The organism is Pseudomonas guariconensis (assembly GCF_024127895.1).
Taxonomy (GTDB): domain Bacteria; phylum Pseudomonadota; class Gammaproteobacteria; order Pseudomonadales; family Pseudomonadaceae; genus Aquipseudomonas; species Aquipseudomonas guariconensis_B.
In genome coordinates this window covers 59,593-83,250 of the sequence record NZ_JAMYBK010000002.1, presented here as the reverse complement: position 1 = coordinate 83,250, position 23,658 = coordinate 59,593, and the positions used below count along the sequence as shown (strand labels likewise).

Here is a 23,658-nt window from a genome sequence, read left to right as displayed (position 1 = left end):
CTGGCTTGCCAGCGATGGGGCGCGAAGCAGCCCCAAAATGGCAGCGGAAAGTCGTGACTGTTTCAATCACGCCCCTGGGGTGAAATGCTTCTGTGCAGTCCCACGGGCGATCAGGCGCGACAGGTAGTCGAGCTTCTGCGCATCCTGGTCGACGAACTTGAACGTCAGTTGCAGCCAGTCGCTCTCAGGCTTCGGCTCCAGGGCGGCAATGGCATGCAGGTAGCCATTGAGGCGAGCGACTTCGGCATTCTCGCCCTGCTCCAGGTCCAGCACCGCACCTTCGAGCACTTGTGGCAGGGCTGCACTGCGGCGCACCACCAGCAGTGCCTCCTTGAGGCTCAGGGCCTTGATCACGCAAGGCTGGATGCCACTGGACAGGCGCAGCTGGCCCTGCCCACGGCCGGCCTGGGCCGCCGCACTCTTGGGCGCCGGCGCACTGATCAAGGGCTTGGCCGGGGCCGCCTTGACCGTTTCCGGACGACCGCTGGTCAAGGCATTGAGCGAGTCGTTGGCGAATGCCGCATTGGCCCGTGCAGGCGCGCTGGCCACCAAGCCTTCGAGCTTGCCGATCTTGCTCAGGGCCTTCTTCACTTTGGTCAGCAGCTGCTCGTTGGTGAATGGCTTGCCGACGAAATCGGAAACACCGGCCTGGATGGCCTGAATCACGTTTTCCTTGTCGCCACGGCTGGTCACCATGATGAACGGCAGGGTTTTCAACTCTGGTTGCTGACGGCACCAGGTCAGCAGTTCGATGCCGGACATCTCCGGCATCTCCCAGTCGCACAGGACCAGATCGAAACGCTCCTTGCCCAGCAGGGCCATGGCCTTGCGGCCGTTGACCGCATCCTCGACGACTATGCCGGGGAAGGCATTGCGCAGGCACTTCCTCACCAGGTCGCGAATGAACGGCGCATCGTCCACGACCAGCACATTGACTTTACTCATCCCTACTCCTCTTGAGTCCCGACTAGCATACCGCCGACTGATGGCCATTTGCCAAAACCTGAGTCACGCCGGGACTGCGCACATCGCTCGCGGGTGCCTGCTGGATGCTCGAGCACAAACGAAAACGCCCGGCCAGAGCCGGGCGTCGATACTCAGGAGCACTACTACTTATCGTCAGGCTCGGCCGGAACATTAGCGTTTTCGACCGCGCCCTCGACTTCCGCCTTCATACGCTTGAGGCCCAGGTGACGCACGTCGGTACCCCGCACGAGGTAGATCACCAGCTCCGAGATGTTGCGCGCATGGTCGCCGATGCGCTCCAGCGAACGCAGCGCCCAGATGACGCTGAGGACCCGCGAGATCGAGCGGGGGTCTTCCATCATGTAGGTGACCAGTTCACGCAGGGCGGTCTTGTACTCGCGGTCGATGTTCTTGTCGTACTGGGCCACCGACAGGGCCAGGTCGGCATCGAAGCGGGCGAAGGCGTCCAGTGCGTCACGTACCATGTTGCGCACCTGGTCGCCGATGTGGCGCACCTCGACGTAGCCCCGTGGCGACTCGCCTTCCTCGCACAGCTGGATGGCACGGCGGGCGATCTTGGTCGACTCGTCGCCGATGCGCTCCAGGTCGATCACCGATTTGGAAATGCTGATGATCAGGCGCAGGTCGGAGGCCGCCGGCTGGCGGCGGGCGAGGATGCGTACGCACTCCTCATCGATGTTGCGCTCCATCTGGTTGATCTGCTCGTCGACCTCTCGCACCTGCTGGGCCAGGCCCGAGTCGGCCTCGATCAGCGCGGTGACCGCGTCGTTGACCTGTTTCTCGACCAGGCCGCCCATCGCCAGGAGGTGGCTGCGAACCTCCTCGAGCTCGGCGTTGAACTGCTGGGAGATGTGATGCGTCAGACTTTCTTTGTTAATCATGCTTTCGCTCCGCACGTAAGCTGCAAGCCTCAAGCTGCAAGCTTCAAGTGGTTCGTGTCGTTCCCTGGCCCTGTGCCAACCGCTTTTTCTTGCAGCTGCGCCGCAGGCGCCGTTAACCGTAGCGGCCGGTGATGTAGTCTTCGGTCTGCTTCTTCGCCGGGTTGGTGAACAGGGTGTCGGTATCGCCGAATTCGACCAGTTTGCCCATGTACATGAACGCGGTGTAGTCCGAGACACGCGCCGCCTGCTGCATGTTGTGGGTCACGATGACGATGGTGTACTTGGATTTCAGTTCGTAGATCAGCTCTTCGACCTTCAGGGTCGAGATCGGGTCCAGGGCCGAGCAGGGCTCGTCGAGCAGCAGGACTTCCGGCTCCACGGCGATGGTGCGGGCGATCACCAGACGCTGCTGCTGACCACCGGACAGGCCCAGGGCCGAGTCGTGCAGGCGGTCCTTGACCTCGTCCCACAGGGCCGCGCCCTTCAGGGCCCACTCGACGGCTTCGTCGAGGGTGCGCTTTTTGTTGATGCCCTGGATGCGCAGGCCGTAGACCACGTTTTCATAGATGGTCTTGGGAAACGGGTTGGGCTTCTGGAACACCATGCCGACCCGGCGGCGCAGCTCGGCCACGTCCTCGCCCTTGCGGTAGATGTTGTTGCCGTACAGGTTGATCGCGCCTTCCACGCGGCAGCCATCGACCAGGTCGTTCATGCGGTTGAAGGTCCGCAGCAGGGTCGACTTGCCGCAGCCGGACGGGCCGATGAAGGCAGTCACGCGCTGCTTGGGGATGTTCATCTGCACGTCGAACAGCGCCTGCTTGTCGCCATAGAACAGGGACAGGCCAGGCACCTCGATGGCCACGGTTTCCTCGGCCAGGCGCAGGCTCTGCTTGTCGCGGCCCAAGGCCGACATATCGATGCCGTGGGCGTGGGATTCTTGCTGCATGTTCTCACTCCGTTCGTAGCTGCCAGCTTCGAGCTGCAAGCTGCAAGTTAGGGCAAAGCGGCAATCTGCTAGGGGCTTGCCGCTGTGGCTTAAAGCTGAAGTCAGCTGTCGAGGGCCTTGTACTTCTCGCGCAGGTGGTTACGGATCCACACGGCGGAGAGGTTGAGGGTGGCGATCACCAGCACCAGCAACAGCGCGGTGGCGTACACCAGCGGTCGCGCGGCCTCGACGTTGGGGCTCTGGAAGCCGACGTCGTAGATGTGGAAGCCCAGGTGCATGATCTTCTGGTCCAGGTGCAGGTAGGGGTAGTTGCCATCCAGCGGCAACGACGGCGCCAGCTTCACCACGCCCACCAGCATCAGCGGCGCCACTTCGCCCGCGGCACGGGCCACGGCGAGGATCATGCCGGTCATCATGGCCGGGCTTGCCATGGGCAGGACGATCTTCCACAGGGTCTCGGCCTTGGTCGCGCCGAGGGCCAAGGAACCTTCGCGCACGGTACGCGGGATACGCGCCAGGCCTTCTTCGGTCGCCACGATCACCACCGGTACGGCCAGCAGCGCCAGGGTCAGCGAGGCCCAGAGCAGGCCTGGGGTACCCAGGGTCGGCGCCGGCAGCGCCTCGGGGAAGAACAGGCGGTCGATCGAGCCGCCCAGCACATAGACGAAGAAGCCCAGGCCGAACACGCCGTAGACGATCGCCGGAACGCCCGCGAGGTTGTTCACCGCGATGCGGATCAGGCGGGTGACCGGCCCCTGCTTGGCATACTCACGCAGGTAGACCGCGGCCAGCACACCGAACGGGGTGACGATCACGGCCATGATCAGGGTCATCATCACGGTACCGAAGATGGCCGGGAAGATACCGCCCTCGGTGTTGGCCTCACGCGGGTCGTCGCTGAGGAACTCCCAGACCTTGGCGAAGTAGGTGCCCATCTTGGTCAGGCCGGACATGGCGTTCGGCTGGTAGGCGTGGACCACCTTGCTCAGGTTGATCTCCACCTCACGGCCATTGCCATCGCGGGCCACCAGGCTGTCGCGGGCGAAGGCCTGGTGCAGGCCCCCCAGGCGCTCCTCGATGGCCTTGTAGCGGTTGTTCAGCTCGGCGCGATCGGCCTCGATATCAGCCTGGGCAGCGGCGTCCAGCTTGCCCTGCAGCTCCAGCTGGCGGGTCTTCAGGCGCAGGCGCTCCAGGCCATGGTTGATGGCACCGATGTCCTTCTTCTCGAGGGTCTGCAGCTCACCGGCCAACTGGTTGGCGCGCTTGAGGCGAGCCTGCAGTTCGGGCCAGGCGGCCGGGCCTTCGGCGACCACACGGCCTTCTTCCTTGACGCTGACCAGGTAGCCATAGAAGTTGCCCCATTCGCGGCGCTCCAGGGCGATCAGCTCGGCCGGCTTCTGCTGGTCGACCAGCCACTCGCCGACCAGCCAGGTGAAGTCGCTGCCGTTGAGGTCGCGGTTGCCCACCTTGACCAGTTCGCGGGTCATGAACTCCGGGCCTTCGTCCGGCACCGGCAGGCCGGCGCCCTTGAGGCGGGCACGCGGCACCTCTTCCTTCTGCACGACCTCACCGATGATCACATGGTCGGCCTGCCCCGGCACCTTGTAGGTGGCCTGGATCAGGTCGGCCGGCCAGAAGTGGCCCAGGCCGCGCACGGCGATCACTGCCAGCAGACCCACGGTCATGATCACCGCGATGGCGACCGCGCCACCGCTGATCCAGACGCCGGGGGCGCCGCTCTTGAACCAGCCCTTGAGGGAATCCTTTTTCACGGATCTCTACCTTTCTATCAAAGCGACGAGTATTTCTTGCGCAGGCGCTGGCGAATCAGCTCGGCCAAGGTGTTCATGATGAACGTGAACAGCAGCAGCACGAGGGCGGCGAGGAACAGCACACGATAGTGGCTGCCGCCGACTTCCGATTCGGGCATTTCCACCGCCACGTTGGCGGCCAGGGTACGCATGCCTTCGAACAGGTTCAGCTCCATGACCGGGGTGTTGCCGGTGGCCATGAGCACGATCATGGTCTCGCCCACCGCACGGCCCATGCCGATCATCAGCGCCGAGAAGATGCCCGGGCTGGCGGTGAGGATGACCACGCGGGTCAGGGTCTGCCACGGCGTCGCGCCCAGGGCCAGGGAGCCCAGGGTCAAGCTGCGCGGCACGCTGAACACGGCATCCTCGGCGATCGAGTAGATGTTCGGGATGACCGCGAAGCCCATGGCGATACCGACCACCAGGGCGTTGCGCTGGTCGTAGGTGATGCCCAGGTCGTGGGTGATCCACAGGCGCATGTCGCCGCCGAAGAACCAGGTCTCGAGGAACGGGCTCATGAACAGGGCGAACCAGCCGATCACCAGGATCACCGGGATCAGGATCGCCGCTTCCCAGCCGTCCGGGATACGCAGGCGGATCGACTCGGGCAGGCGGCTCCAGGCGAAGCCCGCCACCAGGATGCCCACCGGCATGATCAGCAGCAGGCTGAACACGCCTGGCAGGTGGCCTTCCAGGTAGGGCGCCAGGAACAGGCCGGCGAAGAAGCCGAGGATCACCGTCGGCATCGCTTCCATCAGCTCGATCACCGGCTTGACCTTGCGGCGCATGCCCGGGGCCATGAAGTAGGCGGTGTAGATGGCAGCGGCGATGGCCAGGGGCGCGGCGAGGATCATCGCGTAGAACGCCGCCTTGAGGGTACCGAAGGTCAGCGGCGACAGGCTCAGCTTGGGCTCGAAGTCGGTGTTGGAGGCCGTGGACTGCCAGACGTACTTCGGCTCGTCATAGTTCTCGTACCAGACCTTGCCCCACAGTGCGCTGAAGGAAACTTCCGGGTGCGGGTTGTCCAGGTTCAGGGGCAGCAACTTGCCGCCTTGCTCGATGAAAATGCGGTTGGCCCGTGGCGACAGGGCCATCACACCGGCGCCTTCGGCGGCTGGCTCGACCAGCAGGGTACGGTGCGCGGTGCTGTGGAACACGCCGAGCTTGCCGTCGGTATCCAGGGCGATGAAGCCCTTGCGGCGTTCCTCGGCATCGATCTGGGCGATCGGCGCCTTGCCCATCTGGAAGCTGCGGATCAGCTTGAAGCGCGACTCGCCATCCGGGTCACGGGCCATGAACCACTGGCTCAGGCCGCCCTTGGAGTCGCCGAAGATCAGCGAGATGCCGCCGACCAGCTGGGTGCTGGCGGTGATTTCCGCCTTGCCGTCCTCGAGCAGCTTGTAGCGGCCATTGAGGGTCTTTTCACGCAGGCTGAAGACATCGGCCTGGGCGCGGCCATTGACCACGTACAGCCACTGCTGGCGCGGGTCGATGAAGATCGCCTTGACCGGCTCGGACATCTGCGGCAGCGCGATGCGGTTCTGCTCGCTGGTGACCTCGCCGGTCATCATGTTCTCTTCGCGGGTCAGCTCGACCACCTGCAGGTGCGAGCCGGTGGAGCCGGCCAGCAGCAGGGTGTCGCCATTGACGTTGACGCTCACGTGCTCCAGCGCGCGGCCCTGGTCATCCAGGACATACGGCTCCTGGCCGTAGGGGTAGTCGATGGCTGCCTCGATGGTCTTCTTGTTGTCCGGGTAGGTGATCTTGTAGCTGTGGCTGAACACCAGCGCCTGGCCGTTGGACAGGCCCAGCACCACCAGCGGGCTGCCCGGCTGGTCGGTGCTGATCGAGGAGACCTCGGTGCCGGCCGGCAGCGCCAGGTCGACGCGCTTGACCTCGGCACCGGTCTTGGTGTCGAAGAACAACGCCTGGCCCTTGTCGGAAACACGCATGCCCACGAGGTTCTGCTCCTCGAGTGCGATCATCAGCGGCTTGCCGGCATCCTGCTGCAGCCAGGTCGGCTCCAGGGCCTTCTTGCTGGAAAGCTCGGCGCCCTGGAACAGCGGCAGCACCACGTAGGCCAGGTAGAAGAAGATCAGGGTGATGGCTGCCAATACGGCAAGCCCGCCCACCAGTACGTACCAGCGGGTCAGGCGGTCTTTCAGCGCGCGCAGGCGGCGCTTGCGTTGCAACTCGGGCGTATTGAAGTCAATCCGCACGGGGGGAGAATTTTGGGTCATTGTGGAGTTGGCCAGATCATTCATGCGCACACCCTAGCGGTCCCGTATGACAAAAACATGACAATGCAGTGACGCAAAAAAGCCCGCCGCTCAGGAGCCCTGGCTGCGGACCGAGAAATCGTGGAAGGAGCCGGCGCAAAGCACCCACTCCTTCCGCTTCACCGCTTACTGCTTGGCCGCGACGTTGGCGTTGTGCGACAGGCCCAGGTCAGCCAGGGTCTTGTCGACCACCTTGGCCGGCAGCGGGATGTAGCCATCCTTCACCACCACCTGTTGGCCAGCCTGGGACAGGACCAACTTGACGAATTCGGCTTCCAGCGGGGCCAGAGGCTTGTTCGGGGCCTTGTTGACGTAGACGTACAGGAAACGCGACAGCGGGTAGGTACCGTTCAGGGCGTTGGCTTCGTTGTCCTCGATGAACGCGCCACCTTCCTTCTTGGCCAGGGGCACGGTCTTGACACTGGCGGTCTTGTAGCCGATGCCCGAGTAGCCGATGCCGTTCAACGAGCTGCTGATCGACTGCACGACCGAAGCCGAGCCAGGTTGTTCGTTGACGTTGGGCTTGAAGTCACCTTTGCACAGGGCTTCTTCCTTGAAGTAGCCATAGGTGCCGGAAACCGAGTTACGGCCGAACAGCTGGACCGGCTTGTTGGCCAGGTCGCCGGTCACGCCCAGGTCGCCCCAGGTCTTGACGTCGCTCTTGCCGCCGCACAGGCGGGTCGTGGAGAAGATCGCATCGACCTGGGCCATGGTCAGGCCCTTGATCGGGTTGTCCTTGTGCACGAACACAGCCAGGGCATCCACGGCGACCGGGATGGCGGTCGGCTTGTAGCCGTACTTCTGCTCGAAGGCCTGCAGCTCGACGTCCTTCATCTTGCGGCTCATCGGGCCGAGGTTGGCGGTACCTTCGGTCAGGGCGGGCGGCGCAGTGGAGGAGCCGGCGGCCTGGATCTGGATGTTTACGTTCGGATATTCCTTCTTGTAGGCCTCGGCCCACAGGGTCATCAGGTTCGCCAGGGTATCGGAACCGACGCTGGAGAGGTTGCCCGATACACCCGTGGTCTTGGTGTAGGTCGGGATTGCAGGGTCGACAGCGGCAACCGCATTGGCGGTGGCTACGCCAGCGGCGGCGAATGTCAGGGCCGCCATCAAACGCTTCAGTTTCATGCCTTGCTCCTAGCAGGAATATTTGGGGTGTGAGATGGATCGGGCCCAAGTATCTGCAGGCCGCATGAACACTCTATGACTCGAATATGACAATTGGATGAAAGGCCATCACTGCTCACGCAGGATGGCCTTTACAGGATGTTGCAAGGGCGGAGATAGAGCGGCAGTCAGCGCTTCTTGGCCAGCAGGTACAGCCCCACCAACAGACCGACGGCGCACAGCCCGGCCACATAGTAGGCCGGTGCCATGGGGCTGAGCTTGAGCAGCGCGGTGACCACCATGGGCGTCAGGCCGCCGAAGATGGCGTAGGCCAGGTTGTAGGAGAACGACAGGCCACTGAAGCGCACCACCGCCGGAAACGCCTTGACCATCACGTAGGGCACGGCGCCGACGATGCCGACGCACAGGCCGGTCACGGCATACAGGGGGAACAGCAGGTCCGGGCGGCTCGGCAGGCTGTGGTAGAAGGCCCAGGACGAGGCCAGCAGCAGCAGGCTGCCCACCACGAAGACGCGCCCGGCGCCAAAGCGGTCGGCCAGGCTGCCAGCGCCGATGCAACCGAGGCTGAGCAGGACGATGGCCAGGCTGTTGGCCTTGAGCGAATCGGTGGGGCTGACGTGGTAGAGGCTCTGCAGCAGCGCCGGGGTCATCAGGATCACCACCACGATGCCGGCCGACAGCAGCCAGGTCAGCAGCATCGACAGGATGATCGCCCCGCGGTGGTCGCGCAGCACCGCACGCAGCGGCAGCTCCTCGGCCAGGGCCTTGCGCTGCTGCATCTCGGCGAACACCGGGGTCTCGTGCAGCCAGCGGCGCAGGTACACCGCGAACAGGCCGAACACGCCACCGAGCAGGAAGGGGATGCGCCAGGCGTAGTCCGCGACTTCCTCAGGGGTGTAGACGGTGTTGATCAGGGTCGCCACCAGCGAGCCGAGCAGGATGCCCGCGGTCAGGCCGGCGGTGAGGGTACCGCAGGCGTAACCGGTGTTACGCGCCGGCACGTGCTCGGAGACGAACACCCAGGCCCCCGGCACCTCGCCACCGATGGCCGCACCCTGGACGACGCGCATCATCAGCAGCAGGATCGGCGCCCACAGGCCGATTTGCGCATAGGTCGGCAGCAGGCCCATGACCAGGGTCGGCACGGCCATCATGAAGATGCTCAGGGTGAACATCTTCTTGCGCCCGAGCAGGTCGCCGAAGTGGGCCATGATGATCCCGCCCAGCGGCCGCGCCAGGTAGCCCGCGGCGAAGATACCGAAGGTCTGCATCAGGCGCAGCCATTCGGGCATCTCGGCCGGGAAGAACAACTTGCCCACCACCGTGGCGAAGAACACGAAGATGATGAAATCGTAGAACTCCAGAGCCCCGCCGAGGGCGGACAGCGAGAGGGTCTTGTAGTCACTGCGGGTCAGTGGCCGGGTAGGCTGATCGATACTGCTCGGCACGGAGGTCATGGGTTTTCTCTTGTAGGTCGTGCAGGCCGCTTGGCTCGCGGCTTCTGAGTAGGGTGGCCAGCGAAGATAACAAATTGCCGGGCCAGGCTCATAGCGGTACAAAATCCATACAGATATTCATCAATGTGCAGTCGTCGCTGGCTGTTCAGGTCTATATACTGGCCTCTCGTAGGAAAAGGTTGCGCCCCGTATGGGATGTTGTGCGAAAACGCCGGTCGGTATGCTCAGGCGGTTTCGCAGAGTCTCCCTTGGCCGCCCAGTGAAACGAAATCAGCGTAGGATATTTCCAGCTGAATCGTTTTCCCGGCGTCCGTCATTGCGCCAACCAACGAAGCGTCACGGGTCAGAGGCCCCCACCGCATGATTGAGCTCGAACAAGAAGATCCTATCCCGCAGGGCGACCTGGCCCTCCAGATCACTGCTTTGCCCCGTGAAACCAACGGTTTCGGTGACATCTTCGGCGGCTGGCTGGTCGCCCAGATGGACCTGGCCGGCACCGCCATGGCCAGCCGCGTCGCCGGCGGCCGCGTCGCCACGGTGGCGATCGACCGCATGGCCTTCCTGGTCCCGGTGGCCGTGGGCGCGCAGCTTTCCTTCTATACCCAGACCCTGGAGATCGGCCGCAGCTCGATCCAGATGATGGTCGAAGTGTGGAGCGACGATCCGCTGTCCAGCGAATGGCGCAAGGTCACCGAGGCGGTGTTCGTGTTCGTCGCCATCGACGGCAGCGGCCGTACCCGTTCCGTCCCTCGTCGCTGAGCCGGGAGCGCGGTAAACTCGGTGCAGGGCACAAGGTCCAAGGGGCTTACGTGCATCACGACGAGACAAGCGCATGGCTACCTTCCAGGTCGAAACGGAACAACACGGCGAACTCAATTGCTGGCGGATCACCAGTGACCACGCCGAACTGCTGATCGCCCAGCAGGGCGCCCAGGTCCTGAGCTACCAGCGGCTGGGCGAACCGCCCCTGCTGTGGCTGAGCGACCAGGCCATCTTCCGCCGGGGCAAGTCGGTACGCGCCGGCGCGCCGGTGTGCTGGCCATGGTTCGGCAACCTGCAGCGCAATCCCCAGGCCGTCCAGGCCATGTACCACGGCGAGCAGGCCCCGGCCCACGGCCTGGCCCGTACGCGCGACTGGCAGTTGCTGGGCATCGAGGACGCGGGCAGCGACCTGCGCATCGAGTTCGGCCTGCCCGAGGCCCAGGGTGACCTGCCCGGCTGGCCGCACGAAGTCGAACTCAAGCTGCTGGTCGAATTGGGCGGGCAACTGAAGCTGACGCTGACCAGCTACAACCTGGGCAACGATGACGTGACCCTCAGCCAGGCCCTGCACAGTTACTTCGCGGTGAGCGATGTGCACCAGGTGCAGGTCGAGGGCGTCGCGGGGCTGGACTACATCGAGACCCTGGCCGACTGGGAACAGCGCCGGCAGCAGGGGGCACTGGGCTTTACCGGCGAGACCGATCGCATCTACCTGGGCACACCGCAGCGGCTGGCGATCGTCGACCCTCACTGGAACCGGCGTATCACGCTCGACAGCAGCGGGTCGCGCTCGGCAGTGATCTGGAACCCCTGGACCGACCGCGCCCACGAGCTGGCGGACATGGCTGACGACGGCTGGCAGCGGATGCTGTGCATCGAGACGGCGAACGTGTGGGATGACGTGGTGACGCTGGCGCCAGGGGCGAGCCATGCGTTGAGCGTCACCTTCGCCAGCGAAGCGCTCTAGGCAACTGCGCAAACCCCTTTTGAAGCGGTCCATTCAGGGCCGCTTCGTGCCCCAACTGACGGCCTCAGAGATCGGCATCCTCCACGACCCTCACCATCCCCGCATCCAGGGCATAGGCTGCATCCGCCAGGTCATTGCTGACCGTCTCGACCTTCAAGGTGCCGCTGACCCACAGCGGCGTGTAGATATCATCGATCTTCAGCCCCTTGGGATAGCGCACCAGCACCAGTTGGTTAGGCGGTGGTGGCGGCACGTGGATGCAGGCGCCCGGATACGGCACCAGGAAGAACAATGTGCTGTTGCCCTTGGCATCGCTTTCCAGCGGCACCGGATACCCGCCCAGGCGGATCTGCCTGCCGTTCATGGCCGCCACGGTCTTGGTCGAGTACATCACCGCCGGCAGGCCCTTGCCCTGCTTGAGGCCACCCTTCTGGGTGAAGGTACCCATGGCCTCCGGGGAGTCGTGGTCGATCTCGGGCATCTGCTCCAGCGCCTTTTGGTCCGACTTGGGCATCAGCTCCAGCCAATCGGTCTCGGGCAGCTCGGCATGGGCCAGGGCACTGACCAGCAACAAGGGAATGAGGAAAAACGCACGCATGGAAATGCTCGGCAACTCGGATGGAATTGCCGGGCATTCTAGCCGTTAATCAGCGCTTCTTGATGAATCCGTAGATCACCAGCAGGACGACGGCGCCGACCAAGGCACCGAAGAAACCCGCAGCCTGCCCCGCCTGGTAGATACCCAGGGCTTGTCCGCCATAGGTGGCGACCAGGGAGCCGGCGATGCCGAGGAGGATGGTCATGATCCAGCCCATGCTGTCGTCCCCCGGCTTGATGAACCGGGCCAGCAGGCCGACGATGAGGCCGATGAAGATGGTTCCAATGATACCCATGGCAATCCCTCTGCAGTGAAATGGAACAAGCCATAGCCTAGACAGCGCTTTGGCTTGTTGCCATTTCAGAGGGCCTGCCGGGCGCAGAGGTTCAATCAGCCGGCGATCAGCGCTTCGACTTCGGCGATCTTGCGCTGCAGGGTGGCCATGTCCTTGCTACGCAGGGTGGCGTGGCCAACCTTGCGCCCGATCTTGAAGGCCTTGCCGTAGTGGTGCAGGTGGCAATCGTCGATGGCCAGCACCTTGTCCACGGCCGGCACCTGACCGATGAAGTTGAGCATGGCGCTCTCGCCGACCTTGGCCGTCGGGCCCAGCGGCAGGCCGGCCACGGCGCGCAGGTGGTTCTCGAACTGACTGCACTCGGCGCCCTCGATGGTCCAGTGCCCGGAGTTGTGCACGCGCGGGGCGATCTCGTTGGCCTTAAGGCCACCGTCGACCTCGAAGAACTCGAAGGCCAGCACGCCGACGTAGTCCAGCTTCTCCAGCACGCGGCCAACGTAGTCCTCGGCCAGCGCCTGCAGGGGGTGGGCCTCGCTCGCCACCGACAGGCGCAGGATGCCGCCCTCGTGGGTGTTGTGCACCAGCGGGTAGAAACGGGTTTCGCCATCGCGGCCGCGCACGGCAACCAGGGAAACCTCGCCAGTGAAGGGCACGAAGCCTTCCAGCAGGCACGGCACGCTGCCCAGCTCGGCGAAAGTGCCCACGACATCCTCGGCGCTGCGCAGGACTTTCTGGCCCTTGCCGTCGTAGCCGAGGGTACGGGTCTTGAGCACCGCCGGCAGGCCGATGGTAGCCACCGCAGCGTCCAGGTCCGCCTGGGACTGGATGTCGGCGAAGGCTGGGGTCGGGATCCCCAGGTCGCGGAACAGGCTCTTCTCGAACAGGCGGTCACGGGCGATGCGCAGGGCCTCGGCGCTCGGATAGACCGGGACGAACTGCGACAGGAAGGCCACGGTCTCGGCCGGGACGCTCTCGAATTCGAAGGTCACCAGGTCGACTTCGTCGGCCAGTTGGCGCAGGTGGTCCTGGTCGCCGTAGTCGGCACGCAGGTGTTCGCCCAGGGGCGCGGCGCAGGCGTCCGGGGCCGGGTCGAGGAAAGCGAAGTTCATGCCCAGCGGGGTCCCCGCCAGGGCCAGCATGCGGCCCAGCTGGCCGCCACCGATTACACCGATTTTCATGTTCGTCAATCTCAGGCCTGGCGCGGGTCCGGGTTATCCAGGACGGTTTCGGTCTGCTCCTTGCGGAACTGCTTGAGCGCGGCATGGTACTGGGGGTACTTGGCGCCCAGGATGCTGGCCGACAGCAGCGCGGCGTTGATGGCGCCGGCCTTGCCGATGGCCAGGGTGGCGACCGGCACGCCCGCAGGCATCTGCACGATCGACAGCAGCGAATCGACACCCGACAGCATCGACGATTGCACCGGCACGCCCAGTACCGGCAGGTGGGTCTTGGCGGCGCACATGCCCGGTAGGTGGGCGGCGCCACCGGCACCGGCGATGATCACCTCGATGCCACGGCCTTCGGCCTCTTCGGCGTACTGGAACAGCAGATCCGGGGTACGGTGGGCGGAAACCACCTTCACCTCGTAGGGAATGCCGAGTTTCTCCAGCATATCGGCGGTGTGGCTAAGGGTGGACCAATCGGACTTGGAGCCCATGATCACGCCAACCAGTGCACTCATCGTCGAGCCTCTTCGCTTGTGCGCCCTTGGGCGCGTCAAAAAACAACAAGCCACGCGGGACGACCGGCGTGGCTTGTTTGCTGAGTCATGACCGGGTCGATCCGGTCCAGGGGCCGCGCAGTATAACGTAACGCGAGGCCATCCAGGCACCCCCGGCGACCAACTGTCGGCCTTATTTTTCGGGGCCTTGGCTGACTTTTGGGTCAACCGCGCCGATCGCCGCGCCGCCTTCGAGCTTGCGCCACAACAGCCGCACGTTGGCCTTGCGCACCAGGGCGCAGCGGTACAGACGGATTTCCAGCGGTACATGCCACTGGCTGCCACCGCAGATCGCCAGTTCGCCGCGCTCCAGTTCGCCACGCATCGACAGCCGTGGCACCCAGGCGATGCCCATGCCCTCGAGGGCCATGCTCTTGAGACTGTCGGCCATGGCGGTCTCATAGACAGTGGTATAGCGCAGGTTGCGCTGGCGCAGCAGCAGGCTCACGGAGCGGCCGAGGAAGGCCCCGGCGCTATAGGCCAGCAGCGGCACGCTGCTCTCGCCCTCGAGGTCGAACAATGGCTTGCCGTCGGCACCCACGGCGCAGACCGGCAGCATCTCGGTGGTGCCCATGTGCAGCGACGGGAAGATCTCCGAGTCCATCTGCAAGGCGGCGTCCGGGTCGTAGAAGGCCAGCATCAGGTCGCAGCCCCCTTCGCGCAATGCGTGCACCGCATCACCGACGTTGGTGGCCACCAGGCGCGTGGCGATGTTCAGCCCGTCGTTGCGCAACTGCGCCACCCAGCGCGGGAAAAAACCGGAGGCCAGGGAGTGCGCGGCAGCCACCTGGATCACCTCGCCCTGCCCGCCTTCGAGATGATGCAAATGACGGAGAACTTCGCTCAACTGGTCGACAACCGTACGCGCTGTGACGAGAAACAGCTGGCCGGCCTCGGTCAGCTCGATGGGCGTGCGGGAACGATTCACCAAGGTCAACCCCAATGCCGCCTCGAGGCTGCGGATGCGTCGGCTGAACGCCGGCTGGGTCACGAAACGCCGCTCCGCTGCCTGGGAAAAACTGCGGGTCGCAGCCAGGGCGCTGAAATCTTCCAACCACTTGCTTTCGAGGTTCATGCAGCGATCTCCGGATGTGCACCAAAATGGAACACGCTCGAATGTCAATTGGCGTCACATCAAACACTATGCCGTTTGTGCATAGGTTAGCGTGCAACAGCATTGGCCGCAAAATCCGGGCGAGCCTAGGATTGGCGGCATTCCGGCAGGTGCCGGGTTTTAATCGAGATGATATCCGTCATGTCCTCCGCTGCATCGTTCCGCGTCGAAAAAGATCTGCTTGGTACCCTTGAAGTTCCTGCCGATGCCTACTACGGCATCCAGACCCTGCGCGCTGCCAACAACTTCCACCTCTCCGGTGTTCCGCTGTCGCACTACCCGAAGCTGGTCGTGGCCCTGGCCATGGTCAAGCAGGCCGCTGCCGACGCCAACCGTGAGCTGGGTCACCTGAGCGATGCCAAGCATGCCGCCATCAGCGAGGCCTGCGCCCGCCTGATCCGCGGTGATTTCCACGACCAGTTCGTGGTGGACATGATCCAGGGCGGTGCCGGCACCTCCACCAACATGAACGCCAACGAGGTCATCGCCAACGTCGCGCTGGAGGCCATGGGCCATCAGAAGGGTGAGTACCAGTACCTGCACCCGAACAACGACGTGAACATGGCGCAGTCGACCAACGACGCCTACCCGACCGCGATCCGCCTGGGCCTGCTGCTGGGCCACGACGCCCTGCTGGCCAGCCTCGAGAGCCTGATCCAGGCCTTCGCCGCCAAGGGCCAGGAGTTCGACCACGTCCTGAAGATGGGTCGTACCCAGTTGCAGGACGCCGTGCCGATGACCCTGGGCCAGGAATTCCGTGCCTTCGCCACCACCATGACCGAAGACCTGAACCGCCTGCGCTCCCTGGCACCCGAGCTGCTGACCGAAATCAACCTCGGCGGCACCGCGATCGGCACCGGCATCAACGCCGACCCGGGCTACCAGGCCCTGGCCGTGCAGCGCCTGGCGACCATCAGCGGCCAGCCGCTGGTCCCGGCCGCCGACCTGATCGAAGCCACCTCCGACATGGGCGCCTTCGTGCTGTTCTCCGGCATGCTCAAGCGCACCGCGGTCAAGCTGTCGAAGATCTGCAACGACCTGCGCCTGCTGTCCAGCGGCCCGCGTACCGGCATCAACGAGATCAACCTGCCGGCACGCCAGCCGGGCAGCTCGATCATGCCAGGCAAGGTCAACCCGGTGATCCCGGAGGCCGTCAACCAGGTGGCCTTCGCCATCATGGGCAACGACCTGGCCCTGACCGTCGCCGCCGAAGGTGGCCAACTGCAGCTGAACGTCATGGAGCCGCTGATCGCCTACAAGATCTTCGACTCGATCCGCCTGCTCCAGCGCGCCATGGACATGCTGCGCGAGCACTGCATCGTCGGCATCACCGCCAACGAACAGCGTTGCCGTGAACTGGTCGAGCACTCGATCGGCCTGGTCACCGCCCTGAACCCGTACATCGGCTACGAGAACGCCACCCGTATCGCCCGCGTCGCCCTGGAATCCGGCCGCGGCGTGCTGGAACTGGTGCGCGAGGAAGGCCTGCTGGACGAAGCGATGCTCAACGACATCCTGCGTCCGGAAAACATGATCGCTCCACGTCTGGTTCCGCTGAAGGCGTAACCGACCGCTTGTAACGTCTCACCAGGTCGAGGGACTAGACACCTCTCAACCTTTCAAGGGCCCGAGCGCACGCTCCGGGCCCTTTTTTTATTCGCCTGTCGGTGGCTTCAGGGCGTGCAAGGCGTTGCGCCGCATCCGGCATACAACTTGCTCCATAATGTCCCCCAGCCCAACGGGACATCGCGCATGCTGCACAGCCACCTCACCACCCTCAATGCCGTTTCGCTGATCCTCAAGGTCTTCCAGGAGGAGGGCTGCGACGCCACGCAACTGCTGGCCGGCAGTGGCATCGGCCCGGCAGACCTGGGTCATCCCGACGCGCGCATCACCACCCAGCAGGAGTTCCAGGTGTGTGCCAACGCCGTGGCCCGGCGCGAGGAAATCGGCCTGGAGCTGGGTCGGCGCATGCATGTGTCGTGCTACGGCATGCTCGGTTACGCCCTGCTCTCCAGTGCCACTTTGGGTGACGCCCTGCGCCTGGCGCTGCGCTACCCGGCCCTGTTGGGGACGGCCTTCCAACTGCGCCTGGTGGACGATGGCCCACGAGTCTGGCTCAGTGCCAGCGACTATCGCGACAGCCCGGCGCTGGCTGCCTTCAATGCCGAGTTCTGCCTGGTTTCGCTGAAGGTGATCTGCGACGACCTGCTGGGCCGTCCGCTACCGCTGCTGGCCACGCGCTTCGAGCATCCCCGGCCCGGCTATCATGCGCTCTACAACGGGGCATTCCCATGCCCTCTGGGCTTCGAGGCCCGCGACAATGCCTTCGCCTTCGAGCGCCGCTGGCTGGAGATGCCCTTGCCGCTGGCCGACCCCATCACGCACAAGGCCATGAGCGAACGTTGCCGGCAACTGAACCTCGAGTTCACCGGCCGCCAGGCCTGGCTGGAGCGGATCCGCCAGTTGCTGATGCGGCAACTGGACGCCGCGCCGGGCCTGGAAGGCCTGGCCCGGCAAATGAACTGTTCGTCGCGCACCCTGCGCCGGCACTTGCAGGCCCTGGGTAGCAGCTATCAGCAACTGCTCGACGAACTGCGCTTCGAGCGCGCCAAGCAACTGCTGGCCGAGGACCAGATGCCGATCTATCGCATCGCCGAGACCTTGGGCTTCAGCGAGACAGCGAGCTTCAGGCATGCCTTCCAACGCTGGAGTGGAGTGGCCCCCAGCCATTTCCGCGGCTGAGCAGTGCCGACAAGCCCTACTGGGGCCGCTTCGCAGCCACAAATGGGCGTTTGAAGCCTTAGCTGAGTGGCGCATCCGCGAACAGGGCCTCCAACCGGACATCACCCTTTGGCCACATCGATCCCCTTTTGGCCGTTTGCGTCGTTCTCCCCCGCCTGACCGCCCGTGAAAATGGGCCCACGCCAGTAAACCCGGAGAACAACAAATGCTGACGATCTATTCCGATGATCACCGCCTGCACCACGGCCGCTGCGAGCTGATCGACGGCAAGCTGATGCCGTGCTTCGAGATGCCTTCGCGTGCCGACCACGTCCTGGAGCAAGTCAAAAAACGCAACCTCGGCCCCGTCCAGGGCCCCACCGACTTCGGCCGCGCGCCACTACTGCGGGTGCATGGCGCTAGCTACCTGGACTTCTTCGAGGGCGCCTGGGCACGCTGGGCCAAGCTGGGCCAGGAAGGCGACCTGCTGCCCTTCACCTGGCCGGCGCGCACCCTGCGCCAGGTCAAGCCGACCAGCCTGCATGGCGAGCTGGGCTACTACAGCTTCGACGCCGGCGCGCCGATCACCGCCGGTACCTGGCAGGCCGCCTACAGCGCCGCGCAGGTCGCCCTCACCGCCCAGGCGGCGATCCAGCAGGGTGCCCATTCGGCCTTCGCCCTGTGCCGTCCGCCAGGACACCACGCCGCTGCCGAAGTCATGGGCGGCTACTGCTACCTGAATAACGCCGCGATCGCGGCCCAGGCCTTCCTCGACCAGGGCCGGAGCAAGGTCGCCATCCTCGACGTCGATTACCACCATGGCAACGGCACCCAGGACATCTTCTACCGCCGGGGCGATGTGTTCTTCGCCTCGATCCATGGGGACCCACAGGCCGAGTTCCCATTCTTCCTCGGTTATGCCGACGAAACCGGCGAAGGTGACGGCGAGGGCTGCAACGTCAACTATCCCCTCCCCGCCGGCAGCGACTGGACGGCATGGAGCGCAGCCCTGGAAGACGCCTGCCAGCGTATCGAGGCCTACGGCCCGGACGTGCTGGTGATCTCCCTGGGTGTGGATACCTTCAAGGACGACCCCATCTCGCAGTTTCGCCTCGACAGCCCGGACTACCTGGAAATGGGCGAGCGCATCGCCCGCCTGGGCAAGCCGACCCTGTTCGTGATGGAAGGTGGCTACGCTGTGGAAGAAATCGGCATCAATGCCGTCAATGTGCTGGAAGGCTTCCAGCGCGCCCAGCCAGGAGCCCGGCCATGATCCGACTCAAGCGTCTGCTCGCCCCGTTCATCGCCGCCGGCCTTGTCGCCGGCGCCCTGCAGGCCCATGCCGAACAGCGCACCCTGCGGGTGTACAACTGGTTCGACTACATCACCCCGCAGACCTTGGTCGACTTCCAGAAAGACACCCAGGTCAAGCTGATCTACGACATCTTCGACACCAACGAGGCCCTGGAAGCCAAGCTGCTCACCGGCAATTCCGGCTATGACGTGGTGGTACCGTCCAACGTGTTCCTCGCCAAGCAGATCGAGGCCGGCGTGTTCCAGCCCCTGGACCGCACCCAGCTGCCGAACTGGCAACACCTGGACCCGGCGCTGATGAAGCTGATCGAGGCCAACGACCCGGGCAACAAATTCGCCGTGCCCTACATGTACGGCACCGTGCTGATCGGCTTCAACCCCGACAAGGTCAAGGCGGCGCTGGGCGACAACGCCCCGGTGGACAGCTGGGACCTGATCTTCAAGGAAGAGAACATCGCCAAGCTCAAGCAATGCGGCGTCGCCCTGCTCGACTCGCCGTCGGAGATCCTGCCCTTGGCGCTGCAGTACCTGGGCCTGCCGCCCAACAGTGAAAAGCCGGCCGACTACAAGCAGGCCGAGGCACTGATGCTCAAGATCCGCCCGTACGTGACCTACTTCCATTCCTCCAAGTACATGGCCGACATTGCCAATGGCGATATCTGCGTGGCCGTGGGCTACTCGGGCAGCTTCTCCCAGGCCGCCAACCGTGCCCGCGATGCGAAGAATGGCGTGGTGGTGGACATGCGCCTGCCCAAGGAAGGCGCGCCGATCTGGTTCGACATGCTGGCCATCCCCAAGAATGCCGCCAACCCCGAGGATGCCCATGCGTTCATCAACTACCTGCTGCAACCGGAGGTGATCGCACCGATCAGCGACTTCGTCGGTTACCCCAACCCGAACAAGGACGCCACCGACAAGGTCAGCCCAGAGATCCGCAACAACCCCAACCTGTACCCGACCGAGCAGGCCATGGCCACGTTGTATACCCTCAAGCCATTGCCAAGGGACGCCGAACGGGCGCGCACGCGGGCCTGGACACGGATCAAGTCGGGCACCTGAGTTGCGGTTCGGGGCCTGAGTCGATCACAGAGGGTGTGATTTGCAGGGGCGTCTGTTCTGTCTGTACCGGCCCTATCGCCGGCAAGCTGGCTTCCAAGTACTCCACCAGCCCCCGAGGGCAACGGGGACCCTGTGGGAGCGGGCTTGCCCGCGAATGGGGCGCCAAGCGCCCCCTTCATGTCACTGCCGCCAAGCCTTGCGCAAACGCATCAAGGCATCGGCGATCCGAGCTTCCGGCACCGCAGCAAACCCCAGCACCAGCCCTGCCCGTTTATCCACAGGTACCTCGCTGTCCTCCAACCAATAATTGCTCAGCGGCGTGATCTCCACCCCTGCCGCTTGCGCCCTGGCTACCAGCTCCTGCTCGCGCGCAAAGTTATCCACATCCACCTTCACGTGCAGCCCCGCCGCCACCGCCGGCATGCTCCCCAGCCCGGCGATATCCTCGGGCCAGCCGGCCTTCAGCACGTTGCGTCGCGCCAACGCGGCCTTGCGCATGCGTCGGATATGCCGCTGGAAGTGCCCCTGGGCCATGAACTGCGCCATCACCTGCTGGGTGCCCACCTCGGAGTGACGTACCGCCAGCGCCCGCCCCTGGCTGAACCCCTGCACCAGTTGCCTGGGCAGTACCAGGTAGCCCAGGCGCAAGGCGGGGAAGGCGATCTTGCCGAAGGTGCCGACGTACAGCACCCGGCCCTGCCGGTCCAACGCCGCCAGGGGGGCCAGGGGGGCGCCGCTGTAGCGGTACTCGCCGTCGTAGTCGTCCTCGATGATCCAACCCCCCTGGCGCCCGGCCCAGGCCAGCAGCGACAGGCGCCGGGCCAGGCTCATGGTGACACCGGTCGGGTACTGGTGGGCGGGTGTGACATAGGCCAGCCGGCAATCGGTCAGTTGGGCGAGCCGCTCGCAATCCAGGCCTTCGTCGTCCACCGGCACACCCCTGACATTGGCCCCCGCCACGGCAAAGGTGTGTCCGGCGGCCCGATACCCTGGGTTTTCCACAGCCACGCCGTCGCCCGGTTGCAGCAGCAACTGTGCACAAAGGCTGATCGCCTGCTGTGCACCACTGGTGATCACAATTTGTTCAGCACTGCAGGAGAGCCCACGTGACCGACGCAGGTAGGCAGCGATGAGCTCGCGCAACGCAGGCTCGCCCGCCGGATCGCCATAACCCAGCGATGCAGGGTCGGGATTTCGCCAGAAACCCGCTTGCAGCCTGGCCCAGACCTCGAACGGGAACAGGTCGAAAGCCGGCACGCCAACGCGAAATGCCCGCGGCGCTCCCGCTTGTGGAGGCGGCAGATGGTTATTCTTCAGACGCTGCAGAGGCTCACTGGCACCCGGAAAACTGGATGAATCCTCAGTATCATCTGACGAAAATGTGGATAAGTCTGTTGATAAACCCAGGGATAACCCTGTGGACAGTTGTGTGGATAGTTTAGGTAGCCGGCTGACGTAGGTGCCATCCCCTACCCGGCTTTCTATGTAGCCCTCGGCATACAGCTGGTCATAGGCACGCACCACGCTGTTGCGCGAAAGCGCCAGCATCGCCGCCAGGTCCCGCGTTGCCGGCAGGCGCGTGCCACTGCCCAGGCGCCCATCCAGCACCCGTGCGCGCAGTGCCTGGTAGAGCTGCTGGCTGAGCCCGCGACGGCGGTCGAGCACGATACCCGCCGGGTCGAAAGGCAACGCAAGGGCGCGCTCATTCATGGTATTGGACCTTTCAAAACAGCCTTTATTGGCTCTTACATAGAGCCAATAGCCTGCCTAGGATGGAGCCATTCGACAAGGAGCTGCGCCATGTACAACGCCAGACCCCACCAGGAACACGACCTCGAGCGTTTGCATGCACAGATGCTGGAAACCCGCCTCGCGGTGCTGGTCAGCCATGGCGCGCAAGGCCTGCTGGCCACCCACCTGCCAGTGCTGGTCGATACGACCGAGGGCGAGTACGGCACGGTCCATGGCCACCTGGCGCGGGCCAATCACCAATGGCAGGACCTGGCACAAGGCGGCGAGGCCCTGCTGGTGTTTCCCGGGGCAGACGCCTATGTCAGCCCGTCGTACTACCCCAGCAAGGCCGGCGACCCGAAGGTGGTACCCACCTGGAACTACCTGGCGGTGCATGCCTATGGCCCGGTCGAGGTCATCCACGACGCGCCACGCCTGCTGGACATCGTCAGCCGCCTGAGCGACCGCCACGAGCAGGGCCGCAGCGAGCCGTGGAAAGTGGCCGACGCCCCCGCCGACTACATCGACGGCATGCTCCGCGCCATCGTCGGCATCCGCCTGCCCATCGCCCGCCTGCAAGGCGCGCGCAAGCTCAGCCAGAACCGCAGCGCCACCGACATCCAGGGCGTGCGCGACGGCCTGGCCCGCAGCCCCGACTACCTGGACAAGCAACTCGCGGCGCAGATGCGCCTCCCCTGAAGGAAGAAAGCCCCATGACCCGCATCACCCTGCGCCCGGTCGGCGCTAACGACCATGCCGCCTGGCTGCCCCTGTGGCAGGCCTACCTGCGTTTCTACCAGACCAGCTTGGCCGACGAGGTCAGCAACGTTACCTGGCAGCGCATCCTCGATCCCAACGAGCCAACCCATTCGGCCCTCGCCTGGGTCGACGGCAAGGCGGTAGGCATGGTCAACTGGATCTATCATCGCTCCAACTGGAGCGTCGAGAACGCTTGCTACCTGCAGGACCTGTACGTCGATAACACACAGCGTGGCCAGGGTATCGGCCGCCAGTTGATCGAGCACGTCTATGCCACGGCCAAGGCGGCTGGCTGCGCCAAGGTGCACTGGCTGACCCACGAGACCAACGCGACCGCCATCGGCCTGTACGAACAGGTCGCCGAGCGGCCAGGCTTCATCCAATTTCGCAAGGCACTGTGAGCCGGGAGCCGAACATGAACCAGCCGCTACACTGGAAACCCGCCGCCCTCCCCAAGGCCGAACCCCTTGAAGGCCGCTTCGTTCGCCTGGAAAAGCTCGACTCAAGGCACCACGGCGACGACCTGTGGGACGTGCTGCAGGGGCCGGGCTCCGACCCTGCCCTGTGGGACTACCTGCCCTACGGCCCATTCTCCGAACGGCCGGACTTCGACCTCTGGCTGGACGGCAACGCGGCCAGCCGCGATCCGCTGTTCTACAGTGTCATCGATCGCGCCAGCGGCCAGGTGCAGGGCATCCTGAGCCTGCTGTCGATCGTCCCCGAGCACGGCCGCATCGAGATCGGCCACATCGCCTTCAGCGCCGCCATGCAGCGTACACCAAAAGGCACCGAGGCGATCTACCTGCTGGGCAAGCTCGGCTTCGGGCTGGGCAACCGCCGCCTGGAATGGAAGTGCAACAACGCCAATGCCCGCTCGAAGCGCGCGGCAGAGCGCTTGGGCTTCGTCTTCGAAGGGGTGTTCCGCAACCACATGGTGATCAAGGACCGCAACCGCGATACGGCCTGGTATGCGATTACCGATGAACAGTGGCCAGCGGTGGCAGCGGGGTTCGAGCGTTGGTTGAGCGAAGCCAATCAACGGCCCGAAGGGCAACTCGAAACGCTCGAGGCCTGCCGGAACCGGACCTGAGCAAGCTCGCCAGGGCCAGGTAAGGATCAGATG

22 protein-coding genes are annotated in these 23,658 nt (G+C 64.6%); 9 read left to right on the top strand and 13 right to left on the bottom strand.

The genetic code is table 11. The features are described from left to right. Positions 1-66: 66 nt before the first annotated feature. From NJF35_RS02920 to NJF35_RS02890, 7 genes are all read right to left on the bottom strand, one after another. A complete protein-coding gene (locus NJF35_RS02920; RefSeq protein WP_225786787.1) occupies positions 67-945 on the bottom strand; it encodes a response regulator in 879 nt (292 codons plus the stop codon). A gap of 164 nt (positions 946-1,109) precedes the next feature. Continuing rightward, entirely contained in the window at positions 1,110-1,868 is a 759-nt protein-coding gene (phoU, locus tag NJF35_RS02915; protein ID WP_225786788.1) for a phosphate signaling complex protein PhoU, read from the bottom strand. A gap of 112 nt (positions 1,869-1,980) precedes the next feature. Then, positions 1,981-2,814: a phosphate ABC transporter ATP-binding protein PstB gene (gene pstB / locus NJF35_RS02910; RefSeq protein ID WP_225786789.1), complete on the bottom strand. Its 834-nt coding sequence runs from the start codon at positions 2,812-2,814 to the stop codon at positions 1,981-1,983. A 101-nt stretch (positions 2,815-2,915) separates the two neighbouring features. Next, positions 2,916-4,586, bottom strand: a complete 1,671-nt coding sequence (gene pstA, locus NJF35_RS02905) for a phosphate ABC transporter permease PstA (protein ID WP_225786790.1) — start codon at positions 4,584-4,586, stop codon at positions 2,916-2,918. A gap of 17 nt (positions 4,587-4,603) precedes the next feature. Next, complete coding sequence (locus NJF35_RS02900) at positions 4,604-6,892, bottom strand: ABC transporter permease subunit (protein WP_225786791.1); 2,289 nt, start codon at positions 6,890-6,892, stop codon at positions 4,604-4,606. 141 nt (positions 6,893-7,033) lie between these two features. Next, entirely contained in the window at positions 7,034-8,035 is a 1,002-nt protein-coding gene (locus NJF35_RS02895) for a phosphate ABC transporter substrate-binding protein PstS (protein WP_225786792.1), read from the bottom strand. A 167-nt stretch (positions 8,036-8,202) separates the two neighbouring features. Further along, complete coding sequence (locus tag NJF35_RS02890; protein ID WP_225786793.1) at positions 8,203-9,492, bottom strand: MFS transporter; 1,290 nt, start codon at positions 9,490-9,492, stop codon at positions 8,203-8,205. A gap of 360 nt (positions 9,493-9,852) precedes the next feature. On the opposite strand from NJF35_RS02890, the gene NJF35_RS02885 reads away from it, so the two are divergent. Together NJF35_RS02885 and NJF35_RS02880 are read left to right on the top strand one after the other, a co-directional pair. Next, entirely contained in the window at positions 9,853-10,251 is a 399-nt protein-coding gene (locus NJF35_RS02885) for an acyl-CoA thioesterase (RefSeq protein WP_003253317.1), read from the top strand. Between the two features lie 73 nt (positions 10,252-10,324). After that, complete coding sequence (locus NJF35_RS02880) at positions 10,325-11,221, top strand: D-hexose-6-phosphate mutarotase (protein ID WP_225786794.1); 897 nt, start codon at positions 10,325-10,327, stop codon at positions 11,219-11,221. Positions 11,222-11,285: 64 nt separating this feature from the next. On the opposite strand, the gene NJF35_RS02875 is transcribed toward NJF35_RS02880, so the two are convergent. From NJF35_RS02875 to NJF35_RS02855, 5 genes are all read right to left on the bottom strand, one after another. Then, a complete protein-coding gene (locus NJF35_RS02875) occupies positions 11,286-11,819 on the bottom strand; it encodes a DUF3299 domain-containing protein (protein ID WP_225786795.1) in 534 nt (177 codons plus the stop codon). 49 nt (positions 11,820-11,868) lie between these two features. Continuing rightward, positions 11,869-12,114: a GlsB/YeaQ/YmgE family stress response membrane protein gene (locus tag NJF35_RS02870; protein WP_225786796.1), complete on the bottom strand. Its 246-nt coding sequence runs from the start codon at positions 12,112-12,114 to the stop codon at positions 11,869-11,871. Positions 12,115-12,209: 95 nt separating this feature from the next. Next, positions 12,210-13,292 carry a 5-(carboxyamino)imidazole ribonucleotide synthase gene (locus tag NJF35_RS02865; protein WP_225786797.1) on the bottom strand — a complete coding sequence of 361 codons (1,083 nt, stop codon included), beginning with the start codon at positions 13,290-13,292 and terminating at the stop codon, positions 12,210-12,212. A gap of 11 nt (positions 13,293-13,303) precedes the next feature. Next, positions 13,304-13,795 (bottom strand): 5-(carboxyamino)imidazole ribonucleotide mutase, encoded by a 492-nt coding sequence (purE, locus tag NJF35_RS02860; RefSeq protein WP_225786798.1) that lies wholly within the window; start codon positions 13,793-13,795, stop codon positions 13,304-13,306. A gap of 172 nt (positions 13,796-13,967) precedes the next feature. Next, positions 13,968-14,909, bottom strand: a complete 942-nt coding sequence (locus NJF35_RS02855) for a LysR substrate-binding domain-containing protein (RefSeq protein ID WP_225786799.1) — start codon at positions 14,907-14,909, stop codon at positions 13,968-13,970. Between the two features lie 180 nt (positions 14,910-15,089). Between NJF35_RS02855 and aspA the strand changes: the two genes are divergently transcribed. From aspA to NJF35_RS02835, 4 genes are all read left to right on the top strand, one after another. After that, complete coding sequence (gene aspA, locus NJF35_RS02850; RefSeq protein ID WP_225786800.1) at positions 15,090-16,514, top strand: aspartate ammonia-lyase; 1,425 nt, start codon at positions 15,090-15,092, stop codon at positions 16,512-16,514. Positions 16,515-16,700: 186 nt separating this feature from the next. Continuing rightward, positions 16,701-17,693 (top strand): AraC family transcriptional regulator, encoded by a 993-nt coding sequence (locus NJF35_RS02845; protein ID WP_225786801.1) that lies wholly within the window; start codon positions 16,701-16,703, stop codon positions 17,691-17,693. A gap of 205 nt (positions 17,694-17,898) precedes the next feature. Beyond that, positions 17,899-18,945, top strand: a complete 1,047-nt coding sequence (locus NJF35_RS02840; protein ID WP_225786802.1) for a histone deacetylase family protein — start codon at positions 17,899-17,901, stop codon at positions 18,943-18,945. Beyond that, a complete protein-coding gene (locus NJF35_RS02835) occupies positions 18,942-20,045 on the top strand; it encodes a polyamine ABC transporter substrate-binding protein (protein ID WP_225786803.1) in 1,104 nt (367 codons plus the stop codon). Before NJF35_RS02840 ends, NJF35_RS02835 begins: the two co-directional genes overlap by 4 nt. A gap of 180 nt (positions 20,046-20,225) precedes the next feature. Here the strand turns inward: NJF35_RS02835 and NJF35_RS02830 are convergent, their stop codons facing one another. Then, positions 20,226-21,755, bottom strand: a complete 1,530-nt coding sequence (locus NJF35_RS02830; RefSeq protein WP_253090659.1) for a PLP-dependent aminotransferase family protein — start codon at positions 21,753-21,755, stop codon at positions 20,226-20,228. 90 nt (positions 21,756-21,845) lie between these two features. On the opposite strand from NJF35_RS02830, the gene NJF35_RS02825 reads away from it, so the two are divergent. Genes NJF35_RS02825 through NJF35_RS02815 form a run of 3 tightly spaced genes read left to right on the top strand, consistent with a single transcriptional unit; the run spans position 21,846 to position 23,625 of the window. Further along, entirely contained in the window at positions 21,846-22,475 is a 630-nt protein-coding gene (locus NJF35_RS02825) for an FMN-binding negative transcriptional regulator (RefSeq protein WP_225786805.1), read from the top strand. Between the two features lie 14 nt (positions 22,476-22,489). Next, positions 22,490-22,936: a GNAT family N-acetyltransferase gene (locus tag NJF35_RS02820; protein ID WP_225786806.1), complete on the top strand. Its 447-nt coding sequence runs from the start codon at positions 22,490-22,492 to the stop codon at positions 22,934-22,936. A 14-nt stretch (positions 22,937-22,950) separates the two neighbouring features. Further along, complete coding sequence (locus tag NJF35_RS02815; RefSeq protein ID WP_225786807.1) at positions 22,951-23,625, top strand: GNAT family N-acetyltransferase; 675 nt, start codon at positions 22,951-22,953, stop codon at positions 23,623-23,625. Positions 23,626-23,658 lie beyond the last annotated feature (33 nt).